General features: G+C 61.7%; 19 protein-coding genes. 13 read left to right on the top strand and 6 right to left on the bottom strand.

Annotated features, from left to right (window positions below):
* Positions 1–62: 62 nt before the first annotated feature.
* From E2K99_RS01150 to E2K99_RS01160, 3 genes are read left to right on the top strand one after another with little or no spacing between them, the layout of a single operon-like run.
* The gene (locus E2K99_RS01150) at positions 63–1,277 is read left to right on the top strand and encodes an ABC transporter permease subunit (RefSeq protein ID WP_134221073.1); all 1,215 of its coding nucleotides are present in this window, start codon (positions 63–65) and stop codon (positions 1,275–1,277) included.
* Positions 1,278–1,292: 15 nt separating this feature from the next.
* Positions 1,293–2,060, top strand: a complete 768-nt coding sequence (locus tag E2K99_RS01155; protein ID WP_034338203.1) for an ABC transporter ATP-binding protein — start codon at positions 1,293–1,295, stop codon at positions 2,058–2,060.
* A 15-nt stretch (positions 2,061–2,075) separates the two neighbouring features.
* Positions 2,076–2,801 (top strand): ABC transporter ATP-binding protein, encoded by a 726-nt coding sequence (locus E2K99_RS01160; RefSeq protein WP_034331852.1) that lies wholly within the window; start codon positions 2,076–2,078, stop codon positions 2,799–2,801.
* Between the two features lie 139 nt (positions 2,802–2,940).
* Here the strand turns inward: E2K99_RS01160 and E2K99_RS25750 are convergent, their stop codons facing one another.
* From E2K99_RS25750 to E2K99_RS01180, 4 genes are read right to left on the bottom strand one after another with little or no spacing between them, the layout of a single operon-like run.
* A complete protein-coding gene (locus E2K99_RS25750; protein ID WP_240733828.1) occupies positions 2,941–3,663 on the bottom strand; it encodes a hypothetical protein in 723 nt (240 codons plus the stop codon).
* Between the two features lie 14 nt (positions 3,664–3,677).
* Positions 3,678–4,361, bottom strand: coding sequence for a hypothetical protein (locus tag E2K99_RS01170; RefSeq protein ID WP_134221074.1), 684 nt, complete (start codon positions 4,359–4,361; stop codon positions 3,678–3,680).
* Positions 4,361–6,634: a peptidoglycan DD-metalloendopeptidase family protein gene (locus E2K99_RS01175; protein WP_134221075.1), complete on the bottom strand. Its 2,274-nt coding sequence runs from the start codon at positions 6,632–6,634 to the stop codon at positions 4,361–4,363. The genes E2K99_RS01170 and E2K99_RS01175 overlap by 1 nt, the downstream gene beginning before the upstream one ends.
* Before the next feature lie 6 nt (positions 6,635–6,640).
* Entirely contained in the window at positions 6,641–9,403 is a 2,763-nt protein-coding gene (locus E2K99_RS01180; RefSeq protein WP_134221076.1) for a type VI secretion system Vgr family protein, read from the bottom strand.
* Between the two features lie 360 nt (positions 9,404–9,763).
* On the opposite strand from E2K99_RS01180, the gene putA reads away from it, so the two are divergent.
* From putA to E2K99_RS01210, 6 genes are all read left to right on the top strand, one after another.
* Positions 9,764–13,462 (top strand): trifunctional transcriptional regulator/proline dehydrogenase/L-glutamate gamma-semialdehyde dehydrogenase, encoded by a 3,699-nt coding sequence (gene putA, locus E2K99_RS01185; RefSeq protein WP_134221077.1) that lies wholly within the window; start codon positions 9,764–9,766, stop codon positions 13,460–13,462.
* 199 nt (positions 13,463–13,661) lie between these two features.
* A complete protein-coding gene (gene hslV / locus E2K99_RS01190; RefSeq protein WP_006464149.1) occupies positions 13,662–14,198 on the top strand; it encodes an ATP-dependent protease subunit HslV in 537 nt (178 codons plus the stop codon).
* A 64-nt stretch (positions 14,199–14,262) separates the two neighbouring features.
* Positions 14,263–15,606: an ATP-dependent protease ATPase subunit HslU gene (gene hslU / locus E2K99_RS01195; RefSeq protein WP_034331881.1), complete on the top strand. Its 1,344-nt coding sequence runs from the start codon at positions 14,263–14,265 to the stop codon at positions 15,604–15,606.
* Positions 15,607–15,647: 41 nt separating this feature from the next.
* Positions 15,648–15,860, top strand: a complete 213-nt coding sequence (locus tag E2K99_RS01200) for a hypothetical protein (protein ID WP_121042369.1) — start codon at positions 15,648–15,650, stop codon at positions 15,858–15,860.
* Positions 15,861–16,282: 422 nt separating this feature from the next.
* Positions 16,283–17,467, top strand: coding sequence for a porin (locus E2K99_RS01205; RefSeq protein WP_034331865.1), 1,185 nt, complete (start codon positions 16,283–16,285; stop codon positions 17,465–17,467).
* 570 nt (positions 17,468–18,037) lie between these two features.
* Positions 18,038–19,573 carry a tetratricopeptide repeat protein gene (locus E2K99_RS01210; protein WP_134221078.1) on the top strand — a complete coding sequence of 512 codons (1,536 nt, stop codon included), beginning with the start codon at positions 18,038–18,040 and terminating at the stop codon, positions 19,571–19,573.
* 48 nt (positions 19,574–19,621) lie between these two features.
* Here E2K99_RS01210 and gspG read toward each other — a convergent pair whose 3' ends face one another.
* Entirely contained in the window at positions 19,622–20,077 is a 456-nt protein-coding gene (gspG, locus tag E2K99_RS01215) for a type II secretion system major pseudopilin GspG (protein WP_034331869.1), read from the bottom strand.
* Between the two features lie 104 nt (positions 20,078–20,181).
* Positions 20,182–20,514, bottom strand: coding sequence for an iron donor protein CyaY (gene cyaY, locus E2K99_RS01220; protein WP_034331871.1), 333 nt, complete (start codon positions 20,512–20,514; stop codon positions 20,182–20,184).
* Positions 20,515–20,563: 49 nt separating this feature from the next.
* On the opposite strand from cyaY, the gene lptM reads away from it, so the two are divergent.
* The 4 genes from lptM (at position 20,564) to E2K99_RS01240 (ending at position 25,194) form a co-directional block, all read left to right on the top strand.
* Complete coding sequence (gene lptM, locus E2K99_RS01225) at positions 20,564–20,800, top strand: LPS translocon maturation chaperone LptM (protein ID WP_134221079.1); 237 nt, start codon at positions 20,564–20,566, stop codon at positions 20,798–20,800.
* A 112-nt stretch (positions 20,801–20,912) separates the two neighbouring features.
* Positions 20,913–22,205, top strand: coding sequence for a diaminopimelate decarboxylase (lysA, locus tag E2K99_RS01230; protein ID WP_134221080.1), 1,293 nt, complete (start codon positions 20,913–20,915; stop codon positions 22,203–22,205).
* 325 nt (positions 22,206–22,530) lie between these two features.
* Entirely contained in the window at positions 22,531–23,478 is a 948-nt protein-coding gene (locus E2K99_RS01235; RefSeq protein WP_134221081.1) for a phage tail protein, read from the top strand.
* Between the two features lie 258 nt (positions 23,479–23,736).
* Positions 23,737–25,194 carry a high affinity choline transporter 1 gene (locus E2K99_RS01240; protein WP_134221082.1) on the top strand — a complete coding sequence of 486 codons (1,458 nt, stop codon included), beginning with the start codon at positions 23,737–23,739 and terminating at the stop codon, positions 25,192–25,194.
* Positions 25,195–25,344 lie beyond the last annotated feature (150 nt).

A 25,344-nucleotide genomic window follows, 5' to 3' on the forward strand; every position in this document is an offset into this window, starting at 1 on the left:
TTTAAAACCTTAAAAACTTAAAAACAGAAACTTAGAAACTTAAGAAATCGGAAGAGAACACTATGGCTCTCATGACCTTCGACATGAAGCGCAACCCCCAGCAGGCGCGGTTCAGCCTGCTGGCGCTGTTGGCGCTGATGATCATCTTCCCCATGATCGCCCAGCATTTCGGCAATTCGTGGGTGCGCATCATGGATATGGCGCTGCTCTACATCATGCTGGCCCTCGGCCTGAACGTGGTGGTGGGTTTTGCCGGCCTGCTGGACCTGGGCTACATCGCCTTCTATGCCATCGGTGCCTACACCGCTGGTTTGCTGGCCTCGCCGCAGTTCGCGCAGGTGATCGAATCCTTCATCAACACCTATCCGGCCATCGGCAATTTCCTGGTCTGGCTGTGCGGTCCGCAGATCGTGCAGAATGGCATCCACTTGTCGCTGTGGCTGATCGTGCCGATCTCGGGCGTGCTGGCGGCGCTCTTCGGTGCGCTCCTGGGTGCGCCGACCCTGAAGCTGCGCGGTGACTACCTGGCCATCGTGACGCTGGGCTTCGGCGAGATCATCCGTATCTTCATGAACAACCTGAACGCGCCGGTGAACATCACCAACGGTCCGCAGGGCATCAACCTGATCGACCCGATCCGCGTGTTCGGTGTGTCACTGGCCGGTGAACCGGGTTCGGGTTCGATGCTGAAGATCTTCGGCATGAACCTGCCGTCGGTGAACGCGTACTACTACCTGTTCCTGGTGCTGTGCATCTTCGTGATCTTCTTCTCGAGCCGCCTGCAGGATTCGCGCCTGGGCCGTGCCTGGGTGGCGATCCGTGAAGATGAAATCGCCGCCAAGGCGATGGGCATCAACACCCGCAACGTCAAGCTGCTGGCCTTCGCCATGGGCGCGTCCTTCGGTGGCGTGGCCGGTGCCATGTTCGGTGCCTTCCAGGGTTTTGTTTCGCCGGAATCCTTCTCCCTGACCGAATCCATCGCCGTGCTGGCCATGGTGGTGCTGGGCGGCATTGGCCACATTCCGGGCGTGGTGCTGGGTGGCGTGATCCTGGCCGCGCTGCCGGAAGTGCTGCGCCACGTGGTGGAGCCGCTGCAGATGGCCATCTTCGGCAAGGTGTGGATCGATGCGGAAGTGCTGCGCCAGCTGCTCTACGGCCTGGCCATGGTGATCATCATGCTGACCCGTCCGGCTGGCCTGTGGCCCTCGCCGCGCCATGAAGACCGTCCCGAAGTGGACCACACCAAAGTCGGTACCACCGGCGAAGTCAAAGCTTAATCTGGAGCACAGAACATGACACAAACACTGCTCAAGATCCGTGACGTCAGCAAGCGTTTCGGCGGCCTGCAAGCCTTGAATGGCGTGGGCATCACCATCGAGCGCGGCCAGATCTATGGCCTGATCGGCCCCAACGGTGCCGGCAAGACCACGTTCTTCAACGTCATCACGGGCCTGTACCAACCCGATACCGGCAGCTTCGAACTGGACGGCAAGCCCTATTCGCCGAGCGCCCCGCACGAAGTGGCCAAGGCCGGTATCGCCCGTACCTTCCAGAACATTCGTCTGTTCGGTGAAATGACCGTGCTGGAAAACGTGATGGTCGGTTGCCACGTGCGCACCAAGCAAAATGTCTTCGGTGCCGTATTCCGCCACAAGGCAGCACGTGACGAAGAAGCGGCGATCCGCGCCAAGTCGCAGCAACTGCTGGACTTCGTGGGCATCGGCCAGTTCGCCAAGCGCACGGCGCGCCACCTGTCGTATGGCGATCAGCGCCGTCTGGAAATCGCCCGCGCCCTGGCGACCGATCCGCAACTGCTGGCCCTGGACGAACCGGCGGCCGGCATGAACGCGACCGAGAAGCTGGCCTTGCGCGAGCTGCTGGTGAAGATCCAGGCCGAAGGTAAAACCATCCTGCTGATCGAACACGACGTGAAGCTGATGATGGGCCTGTGCAACCGCATCACGGTGCTGGACTATGGCAAGCCGATTGCCGAAGGGGTGCCGGCCGACGTGCAGAAGAACCCGGCGGTGATCGAGGCCTACCTCGGTGCAGGACATTAAGCGAGACCACAGAACATGACAACGAACATTCTCAAAGTCGACCAACTGAGCGTGGCCTATGGCGGCATCAAGGCCGTCAAGGGCATCAGCCTGGAAGTCAACGACGGTGAACTGGTCACCCTGATCGGCGCCAATGGCGCCGGCAAGACCACCACCCTCAAAGCCATCACCGGCACGCTGCCCAGCAGCAAGGTCGACGGCCACGTGTATTACATGGGCAATCCGTTGAAGGGCAAGAAGTCCTTCGAGCTGGTCAAGGACAAGCTGGCGATGGTGCCGGAAGGCCGTGGCGTCTTCACGCGCATGAGCATCCAGGAAAACCTGTTGATGGGCGCCTACACCAGCAATGACAAGGGCCAGATCCAGGCCGACGTCGACCGCTGGTTCGAGGTCTTCCCGCGCCTGAAGGAACGTGCGGCGCAGATGGCGGGGACCTTGTCGGGTGGCGAGCAGCAGATGCTGGCGATGGCGCGCGCGCTGATGAGCCATCCCAAGCTGCTGTTGCTGGATGAGCCCTCGATGGGTCTGTCGCCGATCATGGTGGAGAAGATCTTTGAAGTGATCCGCAATGTGTCGGCACAGGGCATCACCATCCTGCTGGTGGAACAGAACGCCAAGCTGGCACTGCAGGCGGCGCATCGCGGCTACGTGATGGAGTCGGGCCTGATCACCATGGAAGGGCAGGCGCAGCAGATGCTGGATGATCCGCGGGTGAAGGCAGCTTATCTGGGTGAGGGTTGAGTCGATCGTTTAATTCGTAAATGATATAAATCATTTGTGATGGATCGAAGAAAAAAGCGCAGCCGAGGCTGCGCTTTTTTTCGTATAAATCTGGTACTTCGTTTGGATGGGATCACGTATATACAGTGATGAGCAATCGCTATCGGCCAAACTCAATACTCTTCAGCGCTCGCATGAAGTCCCGATAATGCAGTTCGTTCGGTTCCCTGGGATTACGGTCCCGGGCAAGGCAGGTGGCGAACTCCAGGCTGTTTTTCTGATTGCCGATCAGGGCGATGAAACATCGTTGTGGCCGTTTCGGTGCCGCATCGCCCATCTCCTTTCTGGTCGGCTCCGTGCGCCGCGTCCAGAGATAGCCGGTCCAGTCCTTGCCGCGGATCTTCTCCCGCTTGATTTCATCTTGTTGGGTGGCCCAGAGAAAATCCACACCGTACTCGTTGAGCTGTATCGCATCATCTTCCTGATCCAGGTGGTCAGTACGGGCAGGGACGGCGATCCAGTCGGAGATGCCCGAAGCGAGGTAGTCCTGCGTGGATTGTCCCGAGAGAAATCCTTCCGTATTCGCCAGCAGTCCGGGGCCGGGAAAGTCTTCTGGATAATGGCCCATCTGAAGTACCTTGGCACCAGGATAGTGTGCAAGCGCAGTGCATGTGATGATGGGTGAGCTACTCGGTGGACGCATCGAAAAATGGCAGGTTTCCTTGATCCTGCGTTGCTTGAATTTGAAAAGAGTAGCTGCGTTAGCGGCGGCCGCATGGACGTGACAGCTTGACGCGAGACACAGCATCAGGAGCGAAATCAGTATCTTCACCGATGAAGATTTTTCGAGGGATCCGGGCGACACGTTTGGTTCTGTGTTCATGGAAGGGGAAAGTCTCATTGACTATCGAAGGTGATGCTGTAGATCATCTTCATGAAGTCGCCCACATCGAACTCTGCCGGGTCAGTTTTTTTTCCGTTACGCGGCAAGCAGATGAGATCCGAGTACAGCGTCACGGTCGTATTCCCGATGATCAGGAGAAAGCATTCCTTGTCGATTGCATCGTAGGGACAATCCCGTACAAGGTCGCTCTTTTTCAGTCTGGATGATCTTCGCCAAAGGTAGCCTCGCCAGTTGTTGGCCGCGATCTTTTCTACCTGAACCTGTCTCATGCTCTTTGCGCACAGGTCCGTCACTAATTGTTCGGTGAGATGCAGTTCTTCGCCAGGGATTGATTCGCCGGTATCGTCATTTCTCTTGAGCTTTCCTTTTGCGCCGGATCCAACAAGCTTTTCTAAAGAACGATTGGTGATTCCCAAAGTAATCTGGCGAGCAAAGTCGTTATGCTCAAACTGATTCACGAAGTAGCTGATGCTCATCGCCCGATAGGCATCGGTCAATTGCCGATCCCCACTGCAGCTAACCCCGTCAATCGTATCGACCAGAGTGATTGCGAACCCACAACGATTCTGCATTTCTACATCCAGATAGATAGGCTCTTGGTCGACCGCTGCTGCGCCAGCGGAGAATGATATTGCTGCAAGCAGGGAGATTTTCGCGGCCGTGATAATCCGGCTCATTATCTGTCCCTTCGCTGGGCTTGGACCTTCGTATTTTTCGTTTGTTTATAGTCTCCGAGTAGCTGCTCAAGATATGACAAATAGGCGAACCGTATTGCTAAATGCATGTTGCCACCGTTCACAGCCTTTGTCACAAGCACACAACTCTCTTTTGAGAAGCCTTTGTCCGCATGACGATTGATGTTGATCTTGATGTAGGACTTTGATACCCAATACTTCAACGCCGAATCAATCGTGTTATACGAGACGACAGCAATCAAGTCATTATGTTTTTCAGTCGTAAAGTCCATGCCGCGGTACTGCCCGTACTCGCTGTAGTTGGCTCGACCTGTTAGTTGAATCAACCCGCGCCCTTTAAATCGGTTTCCGTCGCCTGGTTGTGTATTGCCTAATTCCTTCGCCTTTTCTTTTACGACTTCGGGTCGATGCTTTTTATAGGCTTCGAGTTCGTACAGCGTCTTGGTACCTTTGATATACACGAAGTGCAGCTTCCAAGCGGTACTGGATTTGTTGAGATAGTCTTGCTCGCATTCCTCTGGGGTAATGACTTCGTACATCGTTCTAAAATATCGCTCATTTCCTTTCTCGATGGCGGAAAAGAACAACTCTGTCTCTTGCAGAACGTGACTAAAAAAATATGATGTACGTGTCGGTGACGCTGCTAGCAGATACTTTCGGGAAAGTAGATTCCAGTTTTTGTGGATATCTGCAGGCATCGTTCCCTTGTCCTTGATGGTGCCTGCAGTAAGCCTGGCCAGTGCCTCGTCCCAAGCCAGACCATAAGTAATATTGTCGACTTTTATCGCTCGTGGAATTGTTTGCACCATTTCATCAAGGCACATCCATCCATTTCTTCTAAAGATAAGTAAAAACTCACGCGGATTGAATCGCCATTTCGCCATCAATACCTCTTTGTGATCGATGCAAAGCGCCCTCGCATGCTTTTTGAATTGCTCAAATCCCTCGGCATTCAATCGCGCCGGCACACCATTCTCACTGCGTGTCAGCCATGACCATCGCGCCTCCAGCCTGGCCGCATCCCACTCACTTTCCACCCTGCAGATCAAGCGCGAAAGCCGCTGACGTGCAGTCTGGTCATCCAGTGCCTTCAAGGCTTCCTGTTCCGTCACCTTGCCGTCGCCATCCAGATCCAGCCAGCGGGAGACGGCGTTGGCTGCGCATCGGCTATCCACGGATCGGGAATGCTCTTCTTCCCTGACGAGTTGCCAGTGCTGCCAGGGAGGGAAGTCGGCATCGCTGTATTTACGGATTCCCGCGCCATTCAGATTGACCCAGCCTTTTCCCGTTGGTAGCGCAATCTCCCGCCAGTGCGGTACATCGGACGGTACCAGCGGATCAGGCCCCACGATCCTGCCGAAGCGCAGCAGTTCATAAACTGCGCTGGGCGCCGGACGCTTGCCTTCGGGATAGGCCAGGCTGATCTTGTTGGCACTGGCGTAGAGGAGATATTCCGCTTCCGGCAAGCGGAGGGATTGCCCTATCCGTTCCCCATCCGCACGATAGGTCGTGATGAGCAGGTCGCCACGCTGTGCGGGCGCGCCGTCGCCTTCGGCATAACGCAGTCCGACGATCAACACCTCCTTGCTCAACTGCAGCGTTTCAGTGTCCGGCGGACTCTGATTGCGCTTTGGTTCTTTGGAATAGAGCCGTGTGCCCGCCGGTATCAGAAAATACATCTCACCGAAGAGCACATCGGTGCGTCCATCGCGGCTCAGGTCCAGCTTGTTGTCGCTGCGTCCGATCAATTTTCCAAGGTTGACGTCATCGCAAGCGATCTCGAAGTGGATCAGTTTGCGTGAGCTGTCATGGCACTGGCCGGCCATCCCCAGCAGATCCTTGCGGTAGACTTTTTTGCCTGCCTTCATGCCAGGTTCCACTTGGCTCAGATGCATGTAGAGAGAATAGAAGACGATCTGGGTGGCCGCCGCACCCTCACCGATGTCGGTGTCATGGCGAATTACGACGCAACCATCATCGGTCCATCCCAGATAGTTCAGGGCATGTTCACGATTGTCGTTCTTTGGCGTGGCGCTACGACTGAAGATGACCGTGCCATCGGAAATGGCATGGACCCATTCCGTGCCCTTGGCGTGAGCTGGAGCCTGCACATGCAGGCCGCCATGCCAGTTGAGATCACGGCTGACAGGAAACAAGCCCTCGCCAGCCGGTGAATCGGGCAAGAGCGTGTTCAGCCATGCTGCATCAGAGAGATTGCCAGGGCGGGGAGGCAGGAAGGGAGGGCTAAGCAGCATGGTGTCTCACTTTGAAAACGGTGACCGGTTGTTTTCCTGAAGAGGGGCTTTGGGTAAAAGAGGGAGTTCGAACTTCATGCGTGCGGCTCCCTCCAGCAGCTTTTGCCCCGCATGCACCGTCAGCGTCCCGGGACAGAGAACCGTAATATTCCCCCCATCAATGACGATGCCGGCCCCACCCGCCGTGGCCAGCGTGATCTTGCGCGCCGCCGCCCAGGTCACGCCGGCATTGGCACTGACCACCTGCAACTGGTCACGCGCCTGCACGGTCAAGCTCCCCGCCTGCGCCTGCACATCGATGTCGCGCTGTGCGGCAATCATCTGCAAGCCGATGCCCTTCTCACCTGCAGCCGTAGCCCCGGCCAGCACACCGATGGCCTGCTGCGTACGCAACCGCAATTGCTGCCCGCTGACGTGCTGCGCATCCTGGCCGGCAATGAGGCTCACGCTCCCGCCGTTGGCCATCTGCAGATGCTGGCCCGCCACCACGCCCAGCCCTTCCTTCGCAGCGACCTGGATCAGAGGCTTGCTGCTGGCAGGCAGGTCCTCCTGGGCGATCTCGGCTTGCGCGGCGATGGCCTTGTTGAGCGCATCAAGCCCTTCTGCCATGCCTACGGTGCGATGCGTGCGCGCCGCTTCATCGAAGGTCTTGCGTGTCTGTGCAGCCTGCCGCACCATGGCCCGCTGCCCCGAGTTGTCCCCGGCCGGATCACGATGGCCGGCGCGATGCGCCACCAGATAGCTGGAAAACAGAAGACCGCGCCCCGCACGCATCACGCCGTAGGCATCGGTGCGCAATTCCACGCCCGTGCCACGGAAGCTGCCGCGATAATTGTCGGCACTGTGAATCAGGTGCCCGAGATTGAGCTCGCTACCGGCCTGGGTGCTCTTGAGCTGGATGCGGCCACGGCCGTCGCTGTCATCGAAGAGCAGCTGGTTGTACCCCCAGCCACCGAACTCCTTGGAGCGGATGCCCCATTGCGCGGCAGGATTGCGGTGCCCATCCAGATCCGCACTGGCGCCATGCCAGGTCGGCGCATGGCCGCCCGCCAGATTGCCCTGGCCGCTGGCGGCCGTATCGCTGGCCGATTGGAACACTTGGGTTTTTGCAGAAAACTTCACTTCGCCACCGGGCGTCGGCGGCTCGCCCCCCTCCCCACGGCCGTTGTAGAGGGCCGCAAGCACAATCGGCCGCTCCAGGTCGTTATCGAGGAACTGCACCAGAACCTCCTGCCCGATGCGCGGCAGGAATTGCATCCCCATGCCCGGCCCGGCGCAGCGTTGGCCTACGCGCACCCAGCAGGTGGCCGCCGCATCCTCATGCCGCCCTTGCCAGTGGAAACGGATACGGATCCGTCCCAGGCGGTCGCAGCAGATTTCGTCGGGGCCATTGGCTTCGGTCTCGCCCCGATAGCCGACCACGATGGCACTCTGGCTGCCCTGCGCCATGGCATGAGGACGACGCGTCAGCCCCGTGCCATCGCCCAGGTCAGGCCGCCAGACAATATCGGCGCGAATCGCTTCGAAGAGCTTGGCATGGCCCATGCGGCGTGCGAGATCGATCAGGCTGCGGTCCGGTGCCTGTATCTCGCCCACCGTGGCGACCTTGAGGCAGGCATGGAGGGCGTCTTCCAGCAAGATCGGCAGAGGACCGAACAACTCGGCCAGCGCCGCTTGCGTATCGGCTGGCAGGTTGTTGAAGCCCACGCTCAGTACCGCCAGCACGGCGTATTCCTGCTCCTTGCCCGCCAGCGGCCCTTGTCTCAGGCTAAAGCGCGCTCCGGCCCGCAAGCTGCGCACCGTGCTGCGTCCAAGCCAGCGCTTGTTGCTGGCCTCGGCGGCTTCCATCATCAGGCGTGCATGGCGGTCGGCGGCGTCCTTGTCATCGGTCACCGGGCCTGCGCTGTCATAGCTTTCCAGCCTGGGCGCGTCGCGCCCGCCGAAGTCGTGATGCGTGGGGATGCTGGCGGTGATGGCTTGTTTGTTCCGGTAGTCATACGACAGCAGCGTGCAGCTGGCCGCCTGCAGGCTGCGACAGGCCGCCAGGGCCTGGATGCCATCCTGCTGATCCAGCTCCCTGGCACCCTGGAAGCGGATGCCATCATGGGCCGCGCTGGTGGGATCTTCCGGAAAGGCGCTGCGCGCCGTGCTGTCGGCAAAGATCACCAGGCGATGGCCTTGCGGACTGGGCGCATGTTCTTCGATGCGCCACGACAGTCCTTCTCCGGCCAGCAGACGGCTGATGAAATCGAGATGCGTCTGCCGGTACTGCACGGTGTAGCTGCGTGGCGGCACCCGAGCCAGATACGCCAGCGCATCAGCCGACCAGTGCCAGTCCGCGTGTTGCGGGAATTCGCGGAAGACGTCTTCGACCACTTCGATCAGGGTCTTGTCCTGCCAGACCCGGCTGGTGCTGGCCTGCGACAGCAGCCAAGGCCAGGGCGCCATGCGCAGCCGATAGCGGCCGAAGCCGCCGTCGCCACCCAGCTTGGCCACTTCATGGATCAGGCCGGTCGAGCGGCACACGCCACCTTCCGCAAGCAGGCTGTTCAGCGTGGCCAGGCTGCCCAGCAGGGACCGGGCTGCCACCTCCGCATCCAGGCTCAGCACGATCAGCTCGGTGGCACCGACCGCATGCAGGGACTCTACGGCCGCCCATGCTTCGACCAGAAAGCGGTCCTCGGGCTGGCCGGCGATCTCCAGACGATAGAGGCGCGTTGCCGCCGAGAATCGCAACAAACGAGAGAGCAACTGACTGGCGTGATCCATGACAAGCCCCAGAACAATGACGGGCCGTCATTCTTGTTCGGCAACTTTGTACTTCCTGAAAAACCACGAAAATCCCGGGCAAAGCTCGAAAGGCACCGAAGAATGCTTCGAATAAATTGGGATTTGCCACACCAGCAGGCTCACGGGCCGGGTTCAGGCCGGGTCGGACCGTTCATCGCCCCGGAAGCCGCGACAGTACTGCGAAAGGCGCCATGGTGGCGTAGTTGTGGAAAATTAAAAATCGTATAAATGAAATAGTCCGAATTAAATATTGGAGCGATGCATGAAATACAGAATTAATATTGGCATCAAGCACATAGAATCCGGTTGCCCGTTTCCATCCCATTTCGACTCCAGACCATGACCACCGTCGCCTCCGCCGCCCCTGCGGCCTCCGCTTCCAGCCTGCCCTTTGGCACATTCCAGGCCGAGTTGCTGCCGGCCCCCAGTCCGCTGCGTGCGGCCATCACTGCCGCCTATCGCCGCGACGAGCGCGAGGCCGTGCAATGGCTGCTGCAACAGGTGCAGGGCCAGCAGCCCTGGAAGGACGCCACCCAGCAACTGGCCAAAAAGCTGGTGCAGCAGGTGCGCGAGAAGCGCACCCGGTCCTCCGGCGTGGATGCGCTGATGCACGAATTCTCGCTGTCCTCCGAAGAAGGCGTGGCGCTGATGTGCCTGGCCGAAGCGCTGCTGCGCATCCCCGACCGCCAGACCGCGGACCGCCTCATCGCCGACAAGATCAGCAAGGGCGACTGGCGCAAGCACCTGGGCGAGTCGCCGTCGCTGTTCGTCAATGCCGCCACCTGGGGCTTGCTCATCACCGGCAAGCTGGTCTCCACCAGCAGCGAAAGCGGCCTCACGCAAGCCATCACGCGCTTGATCGGCAAGGGCGGCGAGCCGCTCATCCGCAAGGGCGTGGACCTGGCCATGCGCATGCTGGGCAACCAGTTCGTGACCGGCCAGACCATCGAAGAAGCGCTGGACAACAGCCGCGACAACGAAAAGCGCGGCTATCGCTATTCCTACGACATGCTGGGCGAAGCCGCCCTGACCATGCACGACGCCGACGCCTACTACCAGTCCTACGAGACCGCCATCCACGCCATCGGCCGCGCCTCCAACGGCCGCGGCATCAAGGATGGCCCGGGTATCTCGGTCAAGCTCTCGGCCCTGCATCCGCGCTATTCGCGCGCCCAGCATGCACGCGTGATGGGTGAACTGCTGCCGCGCCTGAAGCAGTTGCTGCTGCTGGCCAAGCAATACGACATCGGCCTGAACATCGACGCCGAAGAAGCCGACCGTCTCGAACTGTCGCTGGACATGATGGAAGAACTGGTGGCCGACCCCGACCTGGCCGGCTTCGACGGCCTGGGCTTCGTGGTGCAGGGCTACCAGAAGCGCTGCCCCTTCGTCATCGACTACCTGGTCGACCTGGCCCGCCGCAACGGCCGCCGCCTGATGATCCGCCTGGTCAAGGGCGCTTACTGGGACAGCGAAATCAAGCGCGCCCAGGTCGATGGCCTGGAAGGCTATCCGGTCTATACCCGCAAGGTGCATACGGACCTGTCCTACCTGACCTGCGCACAAAAGCTGCTGGCGGCTACCGACGTCATCTATCCGCAATTCGCCACGCACAATGCCCACACGCTGGCGGCGATCTATCACTGGGCCAAGCAGCACCAGGTCGACAACTACGAATTCCAGTGCCTGCACGGCATGGGGGAGACCCTGTACGACCAGGTGGTCGGTGCCGAGAACCTGGGCAAGGCCTGCCGCATCTATGCCCCGGTCGGTTCGCACCAGACCCTGCTGGCCTACCTGGTGCGCCGCCTGCTGGAAAACGGTGCCAACTCCTCCTTCGTCAACCAGATCGTCGACGAGGCCGTGCCGCTGGACCGTCTGGTGGCCGATCCCATCGAGACTGTCCGCGCCCAGGGCGGCGTGCCGCATCCGGCCATCGCCTTGCCGCAGCAGCTGTATGGCCAGGAGCGCAAGAATTCTTCGGGTATCGATCTCTCCAATGAATCGCGCCTGCAGCAACTGGGCGAGCTGTTCGTTTCCATGGCCCAGCGCCAATGGCAGGCCGCACCGCTGATCGCGGGCGAATTGGCTGCGCAGCCCGCACAGGCGGTGCGCAATCCGGCCGACCATCGTGAAATCGTGGGCCAAGTCAGCGAAGCCACCGTGGCCGATGTCGATACGGCGCTGACCGCCGCCACTGCCTATGCGCCGCAATGGCAGTCGACTCCGGCCGCCGAGCGCGCCGCCATGCTCGAACGCGCAGCCGACCTGCTGGAAGAACATATCGCCGAACTGATGGCACTGGCCGTGCGCGAAGCCGGCAAGTCGCTGCCCAATGCGATTGCGGAGGTGCGTGAGGCGGTCGACTTCCTGCGCTACTACGCCATCGCCTCGCGTCACGATGGCAACGTGCTGGCCTGGGGCCCGGTGGTGTGCATCAGCCCGTGGAATTTCCCGCTGGCGATCTTCATCGGCGAGGTCAGCGCTGCACTGGCCGCCGGCAACGTGGTGCTGGCCAAGCCGGCCGAGCAGACTGCGCTGATCGCCCATCGCGCCGTGCAACTGCTGCACGAGGCCGGCGTGCCGCGCGCCGCCCTGCAATTGTTGCCGGGCCGGGGCGAGACCGTGGGTGCCGCATTGACCTCGGATGTGCGCGTCAAGGGCGTGATCTTCACCGGTTCCACCGAAGTGGCGCAGCTCATCAACCGCACCCTGGCCCAGCGCAAGCACGATGATGGCGACGGCAGCGGCGAACATGGCGATGTCCCGCTGATCGCCGAGACCGGCGGCCAGAATGCGCTCATCGTCGATTCCTCGGCGCTGGCCGAACAAGTCGTGCAGGACGTGCTGTCCTCCGCCTTCGACAGTGCCGGCCAGCGTTGTTCGGCCCTGCGCATCCTGTGCCTGCAGGAAGACATCGCCGACCGTACTCTGGAAATGCTCAAGGGCGCCATGGCCGAACTGCGCGTGGGCCGTCCGGACCGCCTTTCCACCGACATCGGCCCGGTCATCGATGCCGAGGCGCAGCAGAACCTGCTGGCCCACATCGAGCGCATGCGCAAGAGCGCGCGCGCCGTGCACCAGCTGCCGCTGGGCGAGGATTGCCGGCACGGCACCTTCGTGGCGCCGACCGTGATCGAGATCGACGACCTGGCGCAACTGCAGCGCGAAGTCTTCGGCCCCGTACTGCACGTGCTGCGCTATCGCCGCGATGCGCTGCCGCAGCTGATCGATGCCATCAATGCCACCGGCTATGGGCTGACCCTGGGCGTGCATTCGCGTATCGACGAGACCATCGATTTCGTGGCCCAGCGTGCGCACGTGGGCAACATCTACGTCAACCGCAACATCGTGGGCGCGGTGGTGGGGGTGCAGCCTTTCGGTGGCGAAGGCAAGTCCGGCACCGGTCCCAAGGCCGGTGGTCCGCTCTACCTCAAGCGCCTGCAGCGCCATGCGCAACTGCACGAGGAACTGACCCGCGCGCAACCGGCGCAAGTGCCCAACACCTTGCTGGACAGCCTGCTGGACTGGGCCCGCACCCATGGCCACGAGCGCCTGGCCGCCAGTGGCGAGCGCTATCACCGTGACAGCCTGCTGCAGCGCAGCCTGCTGCTGCCCGGCCCCACCGGCGAGCGCAATACCCTGGGCTTCGCCCCGCGTGGCCTGGTGCTGTGCGTGGCCGCCAGCGTCGGCACGCTCTTGAATCAACTGGCGGCGGCCTTTGCGACCGGCAATACGGTGGTGGTCGATGAGACCACTGCGGCGCTGCTGCCGGCCGGTCTGCCCGCGCCGGTGCGTGCGGCCATCCGCCGTGCCAGCCAGCTGGAGGCCGAAGCGCTGCAGGCCGCCCTGGTGGACAGCCACCAGGCTGCCGCGTGGCGCGTGCGCCTGGCCGAGCGCGAAGGTGCGCTGGTGCCGTTGATCCTGTGCAGCGAGGACGGTGCCATTCCCCTGTGGCGCTTGCTGGCTGAGCGCGCGCTGTGCGTCAACACCACGGCCGCAGGCGGCAATGCCAGCCTGATGACGATTTCGGTGTAATCGCTCCCGCTGCCTCAGACGGGCACCCCGGCCTTGTGGTCAGGGTGCCCGTTTTTCTTGCGGGCGTACAATATTGCCCTCGATGGCGGCCCACCCGATGGCATGACTTGCAATCCGGCTGGCCAGCCCCATCTCGACAGGAATGCGGAACCGGTACGTCCCTCCGCTGCTCCCCGGCACATATTGAACAGAGGCAAGCATGGAACAATTTCACGGCACCACCATCCTTTCCGTCCGTCGCGGCAACCAGGTCGCGCTCGGCGGTGACGGCCAGGTGACGCTTGGCAACATCGTCATGAAGGGCAGTGCGCGCAAGGTGCGCAAGCTCTACCACGGCAAGGTCCTGGTCGGTTTCGCCGGCGGCACGGCCGACGCTTTCACCCTGCTCGACTTGTTCGAAGCCAAGCTGGAAAAGCACCAGGGCAACCTGATGCGCGCCTCGGTCGAGCTGGCCAAGGACTGGCGCACCGATCGCATGCTGCGCCGTCTCGAGGCCATGCTGCTGTGCGCGGACCGCGACACCACCCTGGTCATCACCGGCAATGGCGACGTGCTCGAACCCAATGACGGCATCGGTGCCATCGGTTCCGGCGGCAGCTATGCTCAATCGGCCGCCAAGGCCTTGTATGAGAACACCGAGCTGACCCCGGCCGAGATCGTCAAGAAGTCGCTGACCATCGCCGGCGAGCTGTGCATCTACACCAACCTGAACCACATCATCGAGACGCTGGACTAAGCCGCGCAGCGCGCATTTCCTGCCTGTTTCTCCGATGAATCGTCACAGCGAAAAGATCACCACCATGAATATGACTCCCAAGGAAATCGTCTCCGAACTCGACAAGCACGTCGTCGGCCAGGCCCGCGCCAAGCGCGCGGTGGCCATCGCGCTGCGCAACCGCTGGCGCCGCCAGCAGATCGAGGAGCCGCTGCGCCACGAGATCACGCCCAAGAACATCCTCATGATCGGCCCCACCGGCGTGGGCAAGACGGAGATTGCGCGCCGCCTGGCCAAGCTGGCCGATGCACCCTTCATCAAGATCGAAGCCACCAAGTTCACCGAAGTCGGCTACGTGGGCCGCGACGTGGACACCATCATCCGCGACCTGGTCGACATCGGCATCAAGCAGACGCGCGAGCTGGAAACGCGCAAGGTGCGCACCCGCGCCGAGGATGCGGCCGAGGATCGCATCCTGGACGTGTTGTTGCCGCCGGCCCGCGATTTCGGTTTTACGCCCGATGGCAATGCCAGCCCCGAGAAGGATGACAAGAACACCACCCGCCAGACTTTCCGCAAGCGCCTGCGTGAAGGCGCGCTGGATGATCGCGAGATCGAACTGGAATTGAATGACGCCGCCCCCTCGATGGAAATCATGGCGCCACCGGGCATGGAAGAAATGACCGAGCAGATCAAGACCATGTTCTCGGGCCTGGGCAACCAGCGCAAGAAGGCGCGCAAGATCAAGATCAAGGAAGCCATGAAGCTGCTGATCGAGGAAGAAGCCGCCAAGCTGGTCAACGAGGAAGAGCTCAAGCAGAAGGCCATTGCCAATGTCGAGCAGAACGGCATCGTCTTCCTGGATGAGATCGACAAGATCGCCACCCGCTCGCAGAATGGCAATGCCGATGTCTCGCGCGCCGGGGTGCAGCGCGACCTGCTGCCGCTGGTGGAGGGCACGACCGTCAACACCAAGTACGGCATGATCAAGACCGATCACATTCTCTTCATCGCGTCGGGCGCGTTCCATCTCTCCAAGCCTTCCGATCTGATTCCGGAATTGCAGGGACGCTTCCCGATTCGCGTGGAGCTGGACTCGCTGTCGATTGCCGATTTCGAGCGCATCCTGACCGGCACCGATGCCTGCCTGACCAAGCAGTACGAAGCGCTGCTGGCCACCGAAGGCGTGAAGATCGAATTCGCCGACAGCGGCATCAAGCGACTGGCCGAGATCTCGCATACGGTCAATGAGAAGACCGAGAACATCGGTGCGCGCCGTCTCTATACCGTGATGGAAAAGCTGCTGGAAGAGATTTCCTTCACGGCGGGTGAAGCTGGTGTGGATGGGCTGCTCATCGATGCCGGGTATGTCAACGAGCGGCTGGGCGAGCTGGCCGTGGATGAGGACATGTCGCGCTACGTGCTGTAACGCGATGCTGTCATGATGCCCGCCGAGGCAAGGAGAATGCGATGGCCAACAAGACTTTGGGAACGCGGCAGAAACTGAGTTTTCGCATCGAGCCATCGCAATCCAAGCCACGCAATCCGGTGGCGCTGGCAGCGCAGCAGCGCGCCGGAGGGGCCGGTGCACATCGGAAGAATGCATCGGCGCAGCGTCAGCAATTGAAGTCGGAGCTGTTGAAGAAGCTGGCGGGTGAACCCAAGGAAGATAAGCAGGAGTGAGTGCAATGCATGGCTGTACAGTGATGGAACGCGATATTGCACGCGACCAGTCGCATTCGCCAGAAACGTACGAAAATGTACGGAAATGCGCAGCGAGTGACAAGAAGCCTCGCTGGCTTGCTTAACAAGAACCCATTGTTTGTTGCCAGCAAGATGTATCAAGATGTTAGAAATGACGAAAAGCGCCGGTAGGGATACCGGCGCTTTTTCCTTGATACAGGCCGATAGCGGGACAGTCCTGCCGCAGCACATCCGAAAGCGGCGATAAAAAAATACAACAATTGCCATTTCAATCTTTGGCTCCCGTCTAAAAAATGACTTCTATCGACCAAGGTGCAGTCATGGGCGACGAGAAGCATTAATGTTTGCCCATCCGACTGCAAGTGCGGATCCTCAAGACTATTTTTAGAGAAGGACGTCACATGAAAAAATCTCTGCTGGCACTCGCCGTTCTGGGCGCGTTCGCAGGCGCAGCCAATGCGCAAAGCTCCGTCACGATCTACGGTATCGTCGATACCGGTGTTGTCTACCAAAGCAAGGTTGCTACTGCCTCCGGCGGTACTGGCACCAAGTTTGGCCTGAACTCGGGCATCATCCAGGGTTCGCGTATCGGCTTCAAGGGTGTTGAAGATCTGGGCGGCGGTCTGTCGGCTGTGTTCCAACTGGAAACCGGCTTCTCCAACGATACCGGCGGCCTGCAAGGCTCCGACGCCACCACTGGTTCCAACCTGTTCCGCCGCAAGTCGGTGGTCGGTCTGACCGGTAACTTCGGTAGCGTGCTGGTCGGTCGTCAAACCGACTTCGCCGACACCATCTCGGCTTACACCGCCGTGCAAGACTTCGGTGGCTGGGTCAACAACTCCGGCTCCGGTCTGGATCGTCTGCAAGGCACCCGCACCAACAACTCGATCAGCTACACCACCAACAGCCTGAACGGCTTCACCGGTAACCTGATGTACGGCTTCGGTGAAACCGCTGGTCAAACTTCCGCTGGCCAATCCTTCGGCATCGGCGGCAAGTACGACAACGGTCCTCTGGGTCTGGGTATCAACTACTACCAGTCCAAGGCTGGTTCGACCCCGTCTGACGTCTCGCTGATCCCGTCGAGCTCGACCACCACCAACGTCAACACCCTGACTGCCAACTCCGGCAGCACCGCACAGAAGGTCCTGAACGTGGCAGCGTCCTACCAGTTCGGTCCGGCACGTGTGTACGGTAACTGGTCGCGCGTCAAGCAAGACCTGAACACCCAGGCCAACCTGACCTCCGTGGGCGTCGGTTCGCTGACCTCGCTGACCAATCGTACGCTGGCCCGTTCCAACAAGGCTGACATCTACGAAATCGGTACCGCTTACTCCCTGAGCCCGTCGCTCAAGCTGCTGGCTGCTGTGGACCACACCCGTGCCAACTTCGACGGCGTGTCCAACAAGACCAAGCTGACCCAAGTCAGCCTGGGTACCGACTACTGGCTGTCCAAGCGCACCGACCTGTACGCCTTCCTGGCTTACACCAAGGCTAGCGACATGGTCAACCCGGGCGTCTCCGACAGCACCGGCACCGATGGCAACCAAGGCGCCGTCGCCGTGGGTATCCGTCACAAGTTCTAATGTGAGTTGATCTGCGTCGTCTTCCCGGCGGCGCAGTGTGATGCACAAGTGAGCAAAAGAAGCGCCGCATGAGGTTCATGCGGCGCTTTTTTTATGCTTCTTCTGGTCGCGATTTTTATTAGTTTTGGCAATAGTCCATTTCGTTCTTCGCAGGAATGCAGCTGATTTCTCGCATGGATCGTCAGGCACTCGGATTTGGTGCAACGCTGCCCTCGAGCTTGCACAGGAAAGCTCATTTTCGGCACTGCAAAAAGCTCGCTTTCTGTTTGTTAAATCCTGACAAAAGCCTTACTGGTGGCCGATCTTGATGTCTGTAAAGAAAGCGTAATAAGCTCTCGGCCTTGCGCACTTTTTTGCGGCGCACTGCTCTAATAGCAGCACCATTTCGATGCGCATGGAGGTGGAACACTTCCATGGATCGCGTATCGCACCGCCCCACAACGGACTGGCGGACCGCATTCAAAACCTTAGTTTTTTGATGCACACCGGACTGACGCAGCTTGCTGCGCCAGCGGGGATGTTTTCGTCCGCGATTTCGTGATTGCGGATTTGCTGAGAAAGGAAAAGAACATGGCAACGAGAGAAGAGCTGGCCGTCATCAAGGCCGCCCGTGCCGGCGAATCGCGCGCGCAGCTGGCGCTGGGCCGACGCTACCTCGACGGCGGCAGCGGCCTGCCGCGCAGCAAGGGCACCGCCTTCTACTGGCTGCGCCGCGCCGCGCAACAGGGTGTGGACGATGCGTGGATGATCATCGGCCGCAACATCACCTACGATCAGGTCAAGGAATTATCTTCGCCGCAGGAAGCGGCCATCTGGTACGAGAAGGCGTTTGAAGCGGGCGTGCCGCAGGCCGGCGTGATCTTTGCGCGCCTGGTACTGGAACACACCGAACAGTTCGACAGCAATGCTCACGCGCGCGCCATCGCCGCGCTGTCCTTGTTGGCCAGCCGCGATGACCATGAGGCGCAATGGCTGCTGGCGCAGCAGATGCAGCGCCACGGCCAGCCCATGGTGCCCGGTCTGCCGGCTTCGGCAGTCGAAGAACGACTGGTGCGCGAAGCAGCACGGGCCGGCATCGAACAGGCGCAATACGCGCTGCTGGACAAGGCTTGGCAGCAAGGCCAGGGTGCGGCCTTCGCGCGCGGCGCGGCGGTGCTGGTCAAGCGCCTGATCGAGCGCAACAGCCAGGCGGTGGCGCAACTGGACAAGGAAGGCGATGCTACCGGTCTGGTGCAGCTCAATGCCGAGGAAGCCACGCTGCTGCTGCGCTATGGCCAGTGGCAGGCACGTGCGGCCGCGCCCGAGTTGCCGCAACTGATGCGCTTGTTTGAACTGGCAGCGCTGGCCGGAGAGGTCGAGGCGCGTCTGGAACTGGGACTGCTGTGCGCCAAGATCGACCGCGCCGGCAATCGCGTCTTCATGGAGCAGGGCCTGGCCAATTTCAAGAAGGCCTTGCACTGGCTGGTGCTGGCGGGAGAGGGCGGTTCGGCTCAGGCCTGGCATGCGCTGGCGCGCATCTATTCGCGCTCGATCTATTCGCAGCGCAATCTGCAGGTCGCGCAGCAATATCTGGAAAAGGCGGCGGAGTCCGGTCTGGTGGAAGCGCAGAGCGAGCTGGCGCAGATTTTCTGGCGCAATCGCCGCGATGATCCCATGCATGACGTCAAGGCCCTGTACTGGTGGCAGCAGGCGGCCGCCCAGGGCGAAGCCAGCGCGGTCGAAGCGCTGCAACCGTTCATGGCCGTGGAAGACGCGCAGTCATGGGCGGTGCAGGCGCGCGCCCAGCTCAGCGACAAGCTGCGCAACAGCAATCCCTTCCTGAGTGCGCGCATCGAACTGGCGGCCATCTTTGGCCTGACCAAGCCGGAAGCCTTGCTCATCGATATCAAGCAGGCCGATTATGGCCACTGTCTGGTGGTCGACATCTGCGCTCATCACGCGCGCAGCAAGCGCCGCCTGATCGCGGTGCAGACCGAAGCCCAGCGCGCCGCCATCAACCGCGTGAGCCGCCTGTTCGGTGACGTCGACTGTGGATTCAGCGGTCCGGAAGGCAACTACCGCCAGCGCCAGTACCGGCTGCGCACGGCCTTCCCGGACATCGCCTGAGGCAGCGGCAGGGTCGATCAGGCGGTAGTTGCCGCCTGATCGGTCTCCTCAATGCTGGCGGATGACCTGCTCGCCGTCGGCACCGCCGTCCGGGCCGGCCTGGCCGAAGGAATAGAGTTCGTAGCTGGTGCCGTCGTCATCGGCACCGTACTGATAGGAATTGCCCCAGGGATCGCGCGGCAGGCGATCCACGTAGCCGCCGATGGGCCAGTTGCCCGGTACGGGCGCCCGGGTCGGCTTGATCACCAGGGCCAGCAGGCCTTGGGCGGCGCTGGGATAGCGGCCATTGTCCTGGCGATAGCGTTCCAGCCCGGCGGCGATGGCTTGCATGTCCTTCTCGGCGGCCAGAGCTTGCGGGCTGTGGTCGTGGTTGAAGCGCGTCACCAGCGGTGGCAGCAGCAGGGCGGCCGCCACGGCCAATACGGTCAGCGCCAGGATCCAGCGCAGGCGCGCCAGGCCGCGCTGCAGGAACAGGAAGGCAGGATGTCGGAGAGATCGACGCATGAATGCTGCAGTCTTATTGTTGTGGACGGTGCAAGCCGGCAGGGCGCAGGTTCAGGCGCACCGCCGCTGCGGCGGCAGGACGCGCAGGCCGGCGCCGCACTGGCTCAGGGCTTGATGGTGACGGGAACGCCCGCCTGGCTGCTGACCACTTCCGACAGCGTGGCGTAAAGCTCGGTGCCATCGCGGGTGTTGAGCCAGTGGCTGCCGTCGAACTTGTAGTGGAAGCCGCCGGAACGCGCGGCCAGCCACATTTCCTGCATGGGGGCCTGGCTGTTGATGATGATCTTGGAGCCATTGTCCACGCACTCGATTTCCAGCACGTTGCCGCTGCGGCTGCATTCCACATCCAGGTCGCTGGCGTCGCAGGCGTCTTCCAGGGCCGTCTCGATGGCGTTGAGGGTGGCGTCAGCCAGGTCCAGGAATTCCGATTCGGTCATGCTACACTCCAAGTCATTCTAAGATTTCGATGTAATCCGTCATTTTATCGTGAAGTCACCCCATTCTCCCGTCCGTTGTGCAGCTTCCCTGGCGTTGTGCGCCGCCGTCCTGATGCTGGCCGGCTGTGGCCAGAAAGGGCCGCTGTACATGCCCAAGGTCCCGCCTGATCCCTTCGTGCGCACCCAGCCCGCCACGCCGGCAGCGGCCCAGGACAAGGCAGGCACCCAGGAGGGTGAGGCCAAAGCCTCCGGCGACACCCCCGCCGCCGACGCTCCCAAACGATGATGCCTGGCTGAAACATCGGGCTGTACTGCGGCCGGTCCCCCGGTAATGAGGGCGGGGACTGCGCCGGATGATTCCACCGATTGCCTTTCTCCGCTGACTTTTCCGGATTCCCATGTCCCACTTTTCCTATCGCAACGGCGCGCTGCACGCCGAAGACGTCTCCCTGCAAGCCTTGGCCGATCAGTTCGGCACCCCGCTCTACGTTTATTCCAAGTCGGCGCTGGTGCAGAATTTCTCGGCCTATGCCGATGCCTGCCGCGCGGCCGGCCGTGACCAGGGCGGCAAGGGTGGCGCACTGGTGTGCTACTCGGTCAAGTCCAATTCCAACCTGGCGGTGCTGAACCTGCTGGGAAAGCTGGGCTCGGGCTTCGACATCGTCTCCGGTGGCGAGCTGCTGCGCGTGGTGGCCGCCGGCGGCGATGCGCGCAAGGTGATCTTCTCGGGCGTGGGCAAGGGCCGCGACGAGATGACGCTGGCGCTGGAACATGACATCCTCTGCTTCAACGTGGAATCCATTCCCGAAGTGGCGCGCCTGAATGAAGTGGCCGGCGCGCTCGGCAAGCGCGCCCGCATCTCGCTGCGCGTCAATCCCAACGTGGATGCCAAGACCCATCCCTACATTTCTACCGGCCTGAAGGAAAACAAGTTCGGCGTGGCCTATGAAGACGCGCTGAACTGCTATCGCGCCGCCGCTGCCCTGCCCAACATCGACGTGGTCGGCATCGACTGCCACATCGGCTCGCAGCTGCTGGACGACTCGCCGCTGCTGGAAGCACTGGACAAGATCATCGACATGGTCGACGCGCTGGAAGCCGAAGGCATCCCCATTCACCACCTCGACATCGGTGGCGGCATCGGCATCCGCTACGACGACGAGCAACCGGTGGCCATCGGCGACTACCTGGCGCGCGTGTTCGCCCGCGTCGACGCCTGGCGCGCCAAGAAGTACGACGGCCGCCCGATCCAGGTCATGTTCGAGCCGGGCCGCTCGGTGGTCGGCAATGCCGGCTTGCTGCTGACCGAGGTGCAATACCTCAAGCATGGTGAAGAAAAGAACTTCGCCGTGGTCGATGCCGCCATGAACGATCTGATGCGCCCGGCGATGTACGAAGCCTGGCATGGCGTCCAGACCGTGAAGGAAGACGCCGGCCAGCCCCGCATCTACGACGTGGTCGGTCCGGTGTGTGAATCCGGCGACTGGCTGGCCCGCTCGCGCGAACTGGCCATCCACGAGGGCGACCTGCTGGCCCTGATGTCGGCCGGTGCCTACGGCATGACCATGGCCTCCAACTACAACACCCGTGGCCGTGCGGCCGAAGTACTGGTCGATGGTAGCCAGGTTCACCTGGTCCGTGCCCGTGAAAATCCGGCCGACCTGTTCGCGCTGGAAAAGATCGTGGACTGAGGGGGGCATTGTCAGTCTGCCAAGCGGCAGTCCCGGAAACGGGGCTGCCGTTTCCTTTTGTGCATCATTCCGGGCGCGATTATTGATAGCCCGGCAAGTCCCGCCTGGCTTGGCTGCAGATATTTTTTGCAGAGCCGCATTTTTGTTTTGCCTTTCAGAAATTTCGGCGCAAAATAGCCATCCGTCCGAAAAACAATCGAAGCATCAGAACATGCCTGGGGGCAGAGCTGCCCGCAACGCGAGACCTGGCAAGCATTCACGGACGTGAGGGAGCACATCAGGGCCACCGGGACGGTGGTCGCTAGCGTAATACAGGGGAATTCCAATGCAAGTTCTGGAACGGTCAGAGGGAGATCGCGACCGTCGCGTCGCCAGCGAGGGCGTGGCGCAGGCCGGCCATGGCGATCCGTCCGGCCAGCTCATACACAGCAGTCAGTCCAGTCACGCCAGCCAGTCGCCGGCACCGGCGCGCGCTGCGTCCGTGCAGCCTGACCTCAGCGAAGAGGAACTGGAAGTCCGGGCCTCGCACATCACGGCTGCCGCTGTTGCCGCAGCCGCCGTCACGGCGGCGGTGGCCACCTCGGCTGGCACCGCCAGCCTGCCGTATGAAGACACGGCCGCGGCACCGGCGACGCAGGAAGAGCCCGCAGCCCAGACTCGCCTTGGTCCGCGTGGTCCGCGCAGCGAACCGGAGCCGCGCGCGTCGACCCGTGGGGCCTTGCTGGTCTCGCTGCTGACACTGGCCATCATCGGCGTCGCTCTGTGGGTGGGGGCGCAATGGCCGCAACGCTCGCTCAAGCCGGTGATGCAGCAATTGCCGTCGCTGTCCAAGGCGGCCCCGGTGGACGCCGTGGCGCCGCCCGCCAGCCTGGACCATGCCGAGCCGGCCGCCAGCGATGCTGCCCCCGGCCCCGAAGTGATCGCCCAGCTGCAGCAGGAAGCCGACGACAAGGCCCGGCAACTGGCGCAGAAACGCGCCGCCGCCGAAGCCCGTCATCGCCGCGAGGATGCCGCCCTGGCGCTGCGCGAACAGCGTCGCCGCGAAGCCGAGGCCCAGCTGGCCAACGCCCGCGCCAAGGCGGAGCGTGCCCAGGCCGTGGTGCCGGTGCCGGAAGTGGTGGAAGTGCAGCCCGTGCCGACCCTGGCCGAGCAGGTCAAGCAATGCAGCACCTTGTCCGTCTTTGCGCGCGAGAGCTGCCTGTGGAAGCTGTGCGACGGCAAGTGGGGCAAGAACGGCTGCCCCTCCTACGAGCGCAACAACGAAGGTGCCTGATCCCTCCCTCTCCTGCGCTGCCGCTTCAGGTGGCGCAGGCTGCTTCACTCCCGCTTCATCTCCCCCGACAAATTCCTGAAGGCCCGCCCGTGCGAGCGGGAGCATTTCTTGCTTGCCGACAGACCAGTCCGCAGCGAGCGGCCAGCACGGCTGTGGCCCGCTGGCGACAGATGAAAAGTCTTGCCGCAAGCGGCTTTGCGCGAGGAAGTTGCCGCTATAATGCGCGTTTTTCTTACCCCCCCCTCCAAGGAAAAAGGCATGAATGCACTGCTCTGGTTCGTCGTCCTCTACTGGGTCATCTCGGTCGGCATCGGCCTGTATGCCACCCGCTACGTGAAGAGTTCGAAGGACTATGCCGTCGCCGGCCGCTCGCTGCCGATGTCGGTGGTGACCGCGACCGTCTTTGCGACCTGGTTTGGCTCCGAGGCGGTGCTCGGCGTGTCCTCGACCTTCCTCAAGGACGGCCTGGGCGGCATCGTGGCCGATCCCTTCGGCTCGTCGCTGTGCCTGATCCTGGTGGGCGTGTTCTTCGCCAAGAAGCTGTACCGCATGAACCTGCTGACCATCGGCGACTACTACAAGAAGCGCTTCGGCCGTGCCGCCGAAATGCTGGTGACGATCTGCATCGTCATCTCCTATCTGGGCTGGGTGGCGGCGCAGATCAAGGCGCTGGGACTGGTCTTCAACGTCGTCTCGGGTGGCTACATTCCCATGCACTGGGGCATGATCATCGGTGCCGGCAGCGTGCTCATCTATACCCTGATGGGCGGCATGTGGGCCGTGGCCATCACCGACTTCCTGCAGATGATCATCGTGGTGGTCGGCATGCTTTATATCGGGTATGAAGTTTCGGGTATGGTCGGCGGTCCGGGGGTGGTGATTGCGCACGCCGCCGAGGCCGGCAAGTTCAACTTCTGGCCGGCCGCTGAACTGAAAGACGTGCTGTGGTTCTTTGCCGCCTGGATCACCATGATGCTGGGCTCGATTCCACAGCAGGACGTGTTCCAGCGCGTCATGTCCTCCAAGAACGAGAATGTGGCGCGCAACGCCTCGGTGCTGGGTGGCGTGATCTATTTCTTCTTCGTCTTCATCCCCATCTTCCTGGCCTATTCCGCTACGCTGATCGACCCGGCGATGGTCTCGCGCCTGCTGGAAACCGATTCCCAGCTGGTGCTGCCGACCCTCATCATGGAAAAGATGCCGGTGTTCGCCCAAGTCATGTTCTTCGGCGCGCTGCTGTCGGCCATCAAGAGTTGCGCCAGCGCGACCCTGCTGGCACCGTCGGTGACCTTCACCGAGAACGTCCTCAAGGAAATTCGCCCGTGGAAAAGCGACCGTGAATTCCTGTTCTCGATGCGCGCAGTGGTGCTGGTCTTCACGGTAGGCGTGACCACGCTGGCCCTGAACAGCCAGTCCAGCATCTATGAAATGGTCGAGAACGCTTACAAGGTGACCTTGGTGGCGGCCTTCGTGCCGCTGGCCTTCGGCGTCTACTGGCAGCGCGCCACCCGTCAGGGCGCACTGATAGCCATGGTGCTGGGCCTGGTCTCCTGGATCACGCTGGAATATGCCGCCCCGGACGGCCTGTGGCCGCCGCAACTGGCCGGCCTGCTGTTCTCCATCGGTGGCATGGTGGCCGGTTCACTCCTGCCCCAGGTGCTGGCCCCGGTGCCGCCCATGGTGGCGGTGCCCGCCGAGGGCAGCGTCCAGTCCTGATCCCTCTTGCCTGATTGAAACGGTCGCCCGGCCTTGCCGCGCGGCCGTTTCGTCTTTTTGGGGAAGCCGCCAGAACTGCTGGGCCAGGTGCTGTCAAAGCAATTCCAACGCCCGGGTTTTCGAACTTATTCGATATTTATTTGACAATAA

This window comes from Herbaspirillum huttiense (genome assembly GCF_004367745.1).
Classification (GTDB): Bacteria; Pseudomonadota; Gammaproteobacteria; order Burkholderiales; family Burkholderiaceae_D; genus Herbaspirillum; species Herbaspirillum huttiense.

Bases quoted from the DNA above. Each gene is read 5' to 3' on its own strand.
- E2K99_RS01155 (WP_034338203.1), top strand. From the start codon at position 1,293: ATGACACAAACACTGCTCAAGATCCGTGACGTCAGCAAGCGTTTCGGC.
- gspG (WP_034331869.1), bottom strand. From the start codon at position 20,077: ATGCGTCGATCTCTCCGACATCCTGCCTTCCTGTTCCTGCAGCGCGGC.
- E2K99_RS01205 (WP_034331865.1), top strand. From the start codon at position 16,283: ATGAAAAAATCTCTGCTGGCACTCGCCGTTCTGGGCGCGTTCGCAGGC.
- putA (WP_134221077.1), top strand. From the start codon at position 9,764: ATGACCACCGTCGCCTCCGCCGCCCCTGCGGCCTCCGCTTCCAGCCTG.
- E2K99_RS01150 (WP_134221073.1), top strand. From the start codon at position 63: ATGGCTCTCATGACCTTCGACATGAAGCGCAACCCCCAGCAGGCGCGG.
- E2K99_RS01235 (WP_134221081.1), top strand. From the start codon at position 22,531: ATGCAAGTTCTGGAACGGTCAGAGGGAGATCGCGACCGTCGCGTCGCC.
- E2K99_RS01240 (WP_134221082.1), top strand. From the start codon at position 23,737: ATGAATGCACTGCTCTGGTTCGTCGTCCTCTACTGGGTCATCTCGGTC.
- E2K99_RS01180 (WP_134221076.1), bottom strand. From the start codon at position 9,403: ATGGATCACGCCAGTCAGTTGCTCTCTCGTTTGTTGCGATTCTCGGCG.
- E2K99_RS01175 (WP_134221075.1), bottom strand. From the start codon at position 6,634: ATGCTGCTTAGCCCTCCCTTCCTGCCTCCCCGCCCTGGCAATCTCTCT.
- cyaY (WP_034331871.1), bottom strand. From the start codon at position 20,514: ATGACCGAATCGGAATTCCTGGACCTGGCTGACGCCACCCTCAACGCC.
- lysA (WP_134221080.1), top strand. From the start codon at position 20,913: ATGTCCCACTTTTCCTATCGCAACGGCGCGCTGCACGCCGAAGACGTC.
- E2K99_RS01160 (WP_034331852.1), top strand. From the start codon at position 2,076: ATGACAACGAACATTCTCAAAGTCGACCAACTGAGCGTGGCCTATGGC.
- hslV (WP_006464149.1), top strand. From the start codon at position 13,662: ATGGAACAATTTCACGGCACCACCATCCTTTCCGTCCGTCGCGGCAAC.
- E2K99_RS25750 (WP_240733828.1), bottom strand. From the start codon at position 3,663: ATGAACACAGAACCAAACGTGTCGCCCGGATCCCTCGAAAAATCTTCA.
- E2K99_RS01170 (WP_134221074.1), bottom strand. From the start codon at position 4,361: ATGAGCCGGATTATCACGGCCGCGAAAATCTCCCTGCTTGCAGCAATA.
- E2K99_RS01210 (WP_134221078.1), top strand. From the start codon at position 18,038: ATGGCAACGAGAGAAGAGCTGGCCGTCATCAAGGCCGCCCGTGCCGGC.
- hslU (WP_034331881.1), top strand. From the start codon at position 14,263: ATGAATATGACTCCCAAGGAAATCGTCTCCGAACTCGACAAGCACGTC.
- E2K99_RS01200 (WP_121042369.1), top strand. From the start codon at position 15,648: ATGGCCAACAAGACTTTGGGAACGCGGCAGAAACTGAGTTTTCGCATC.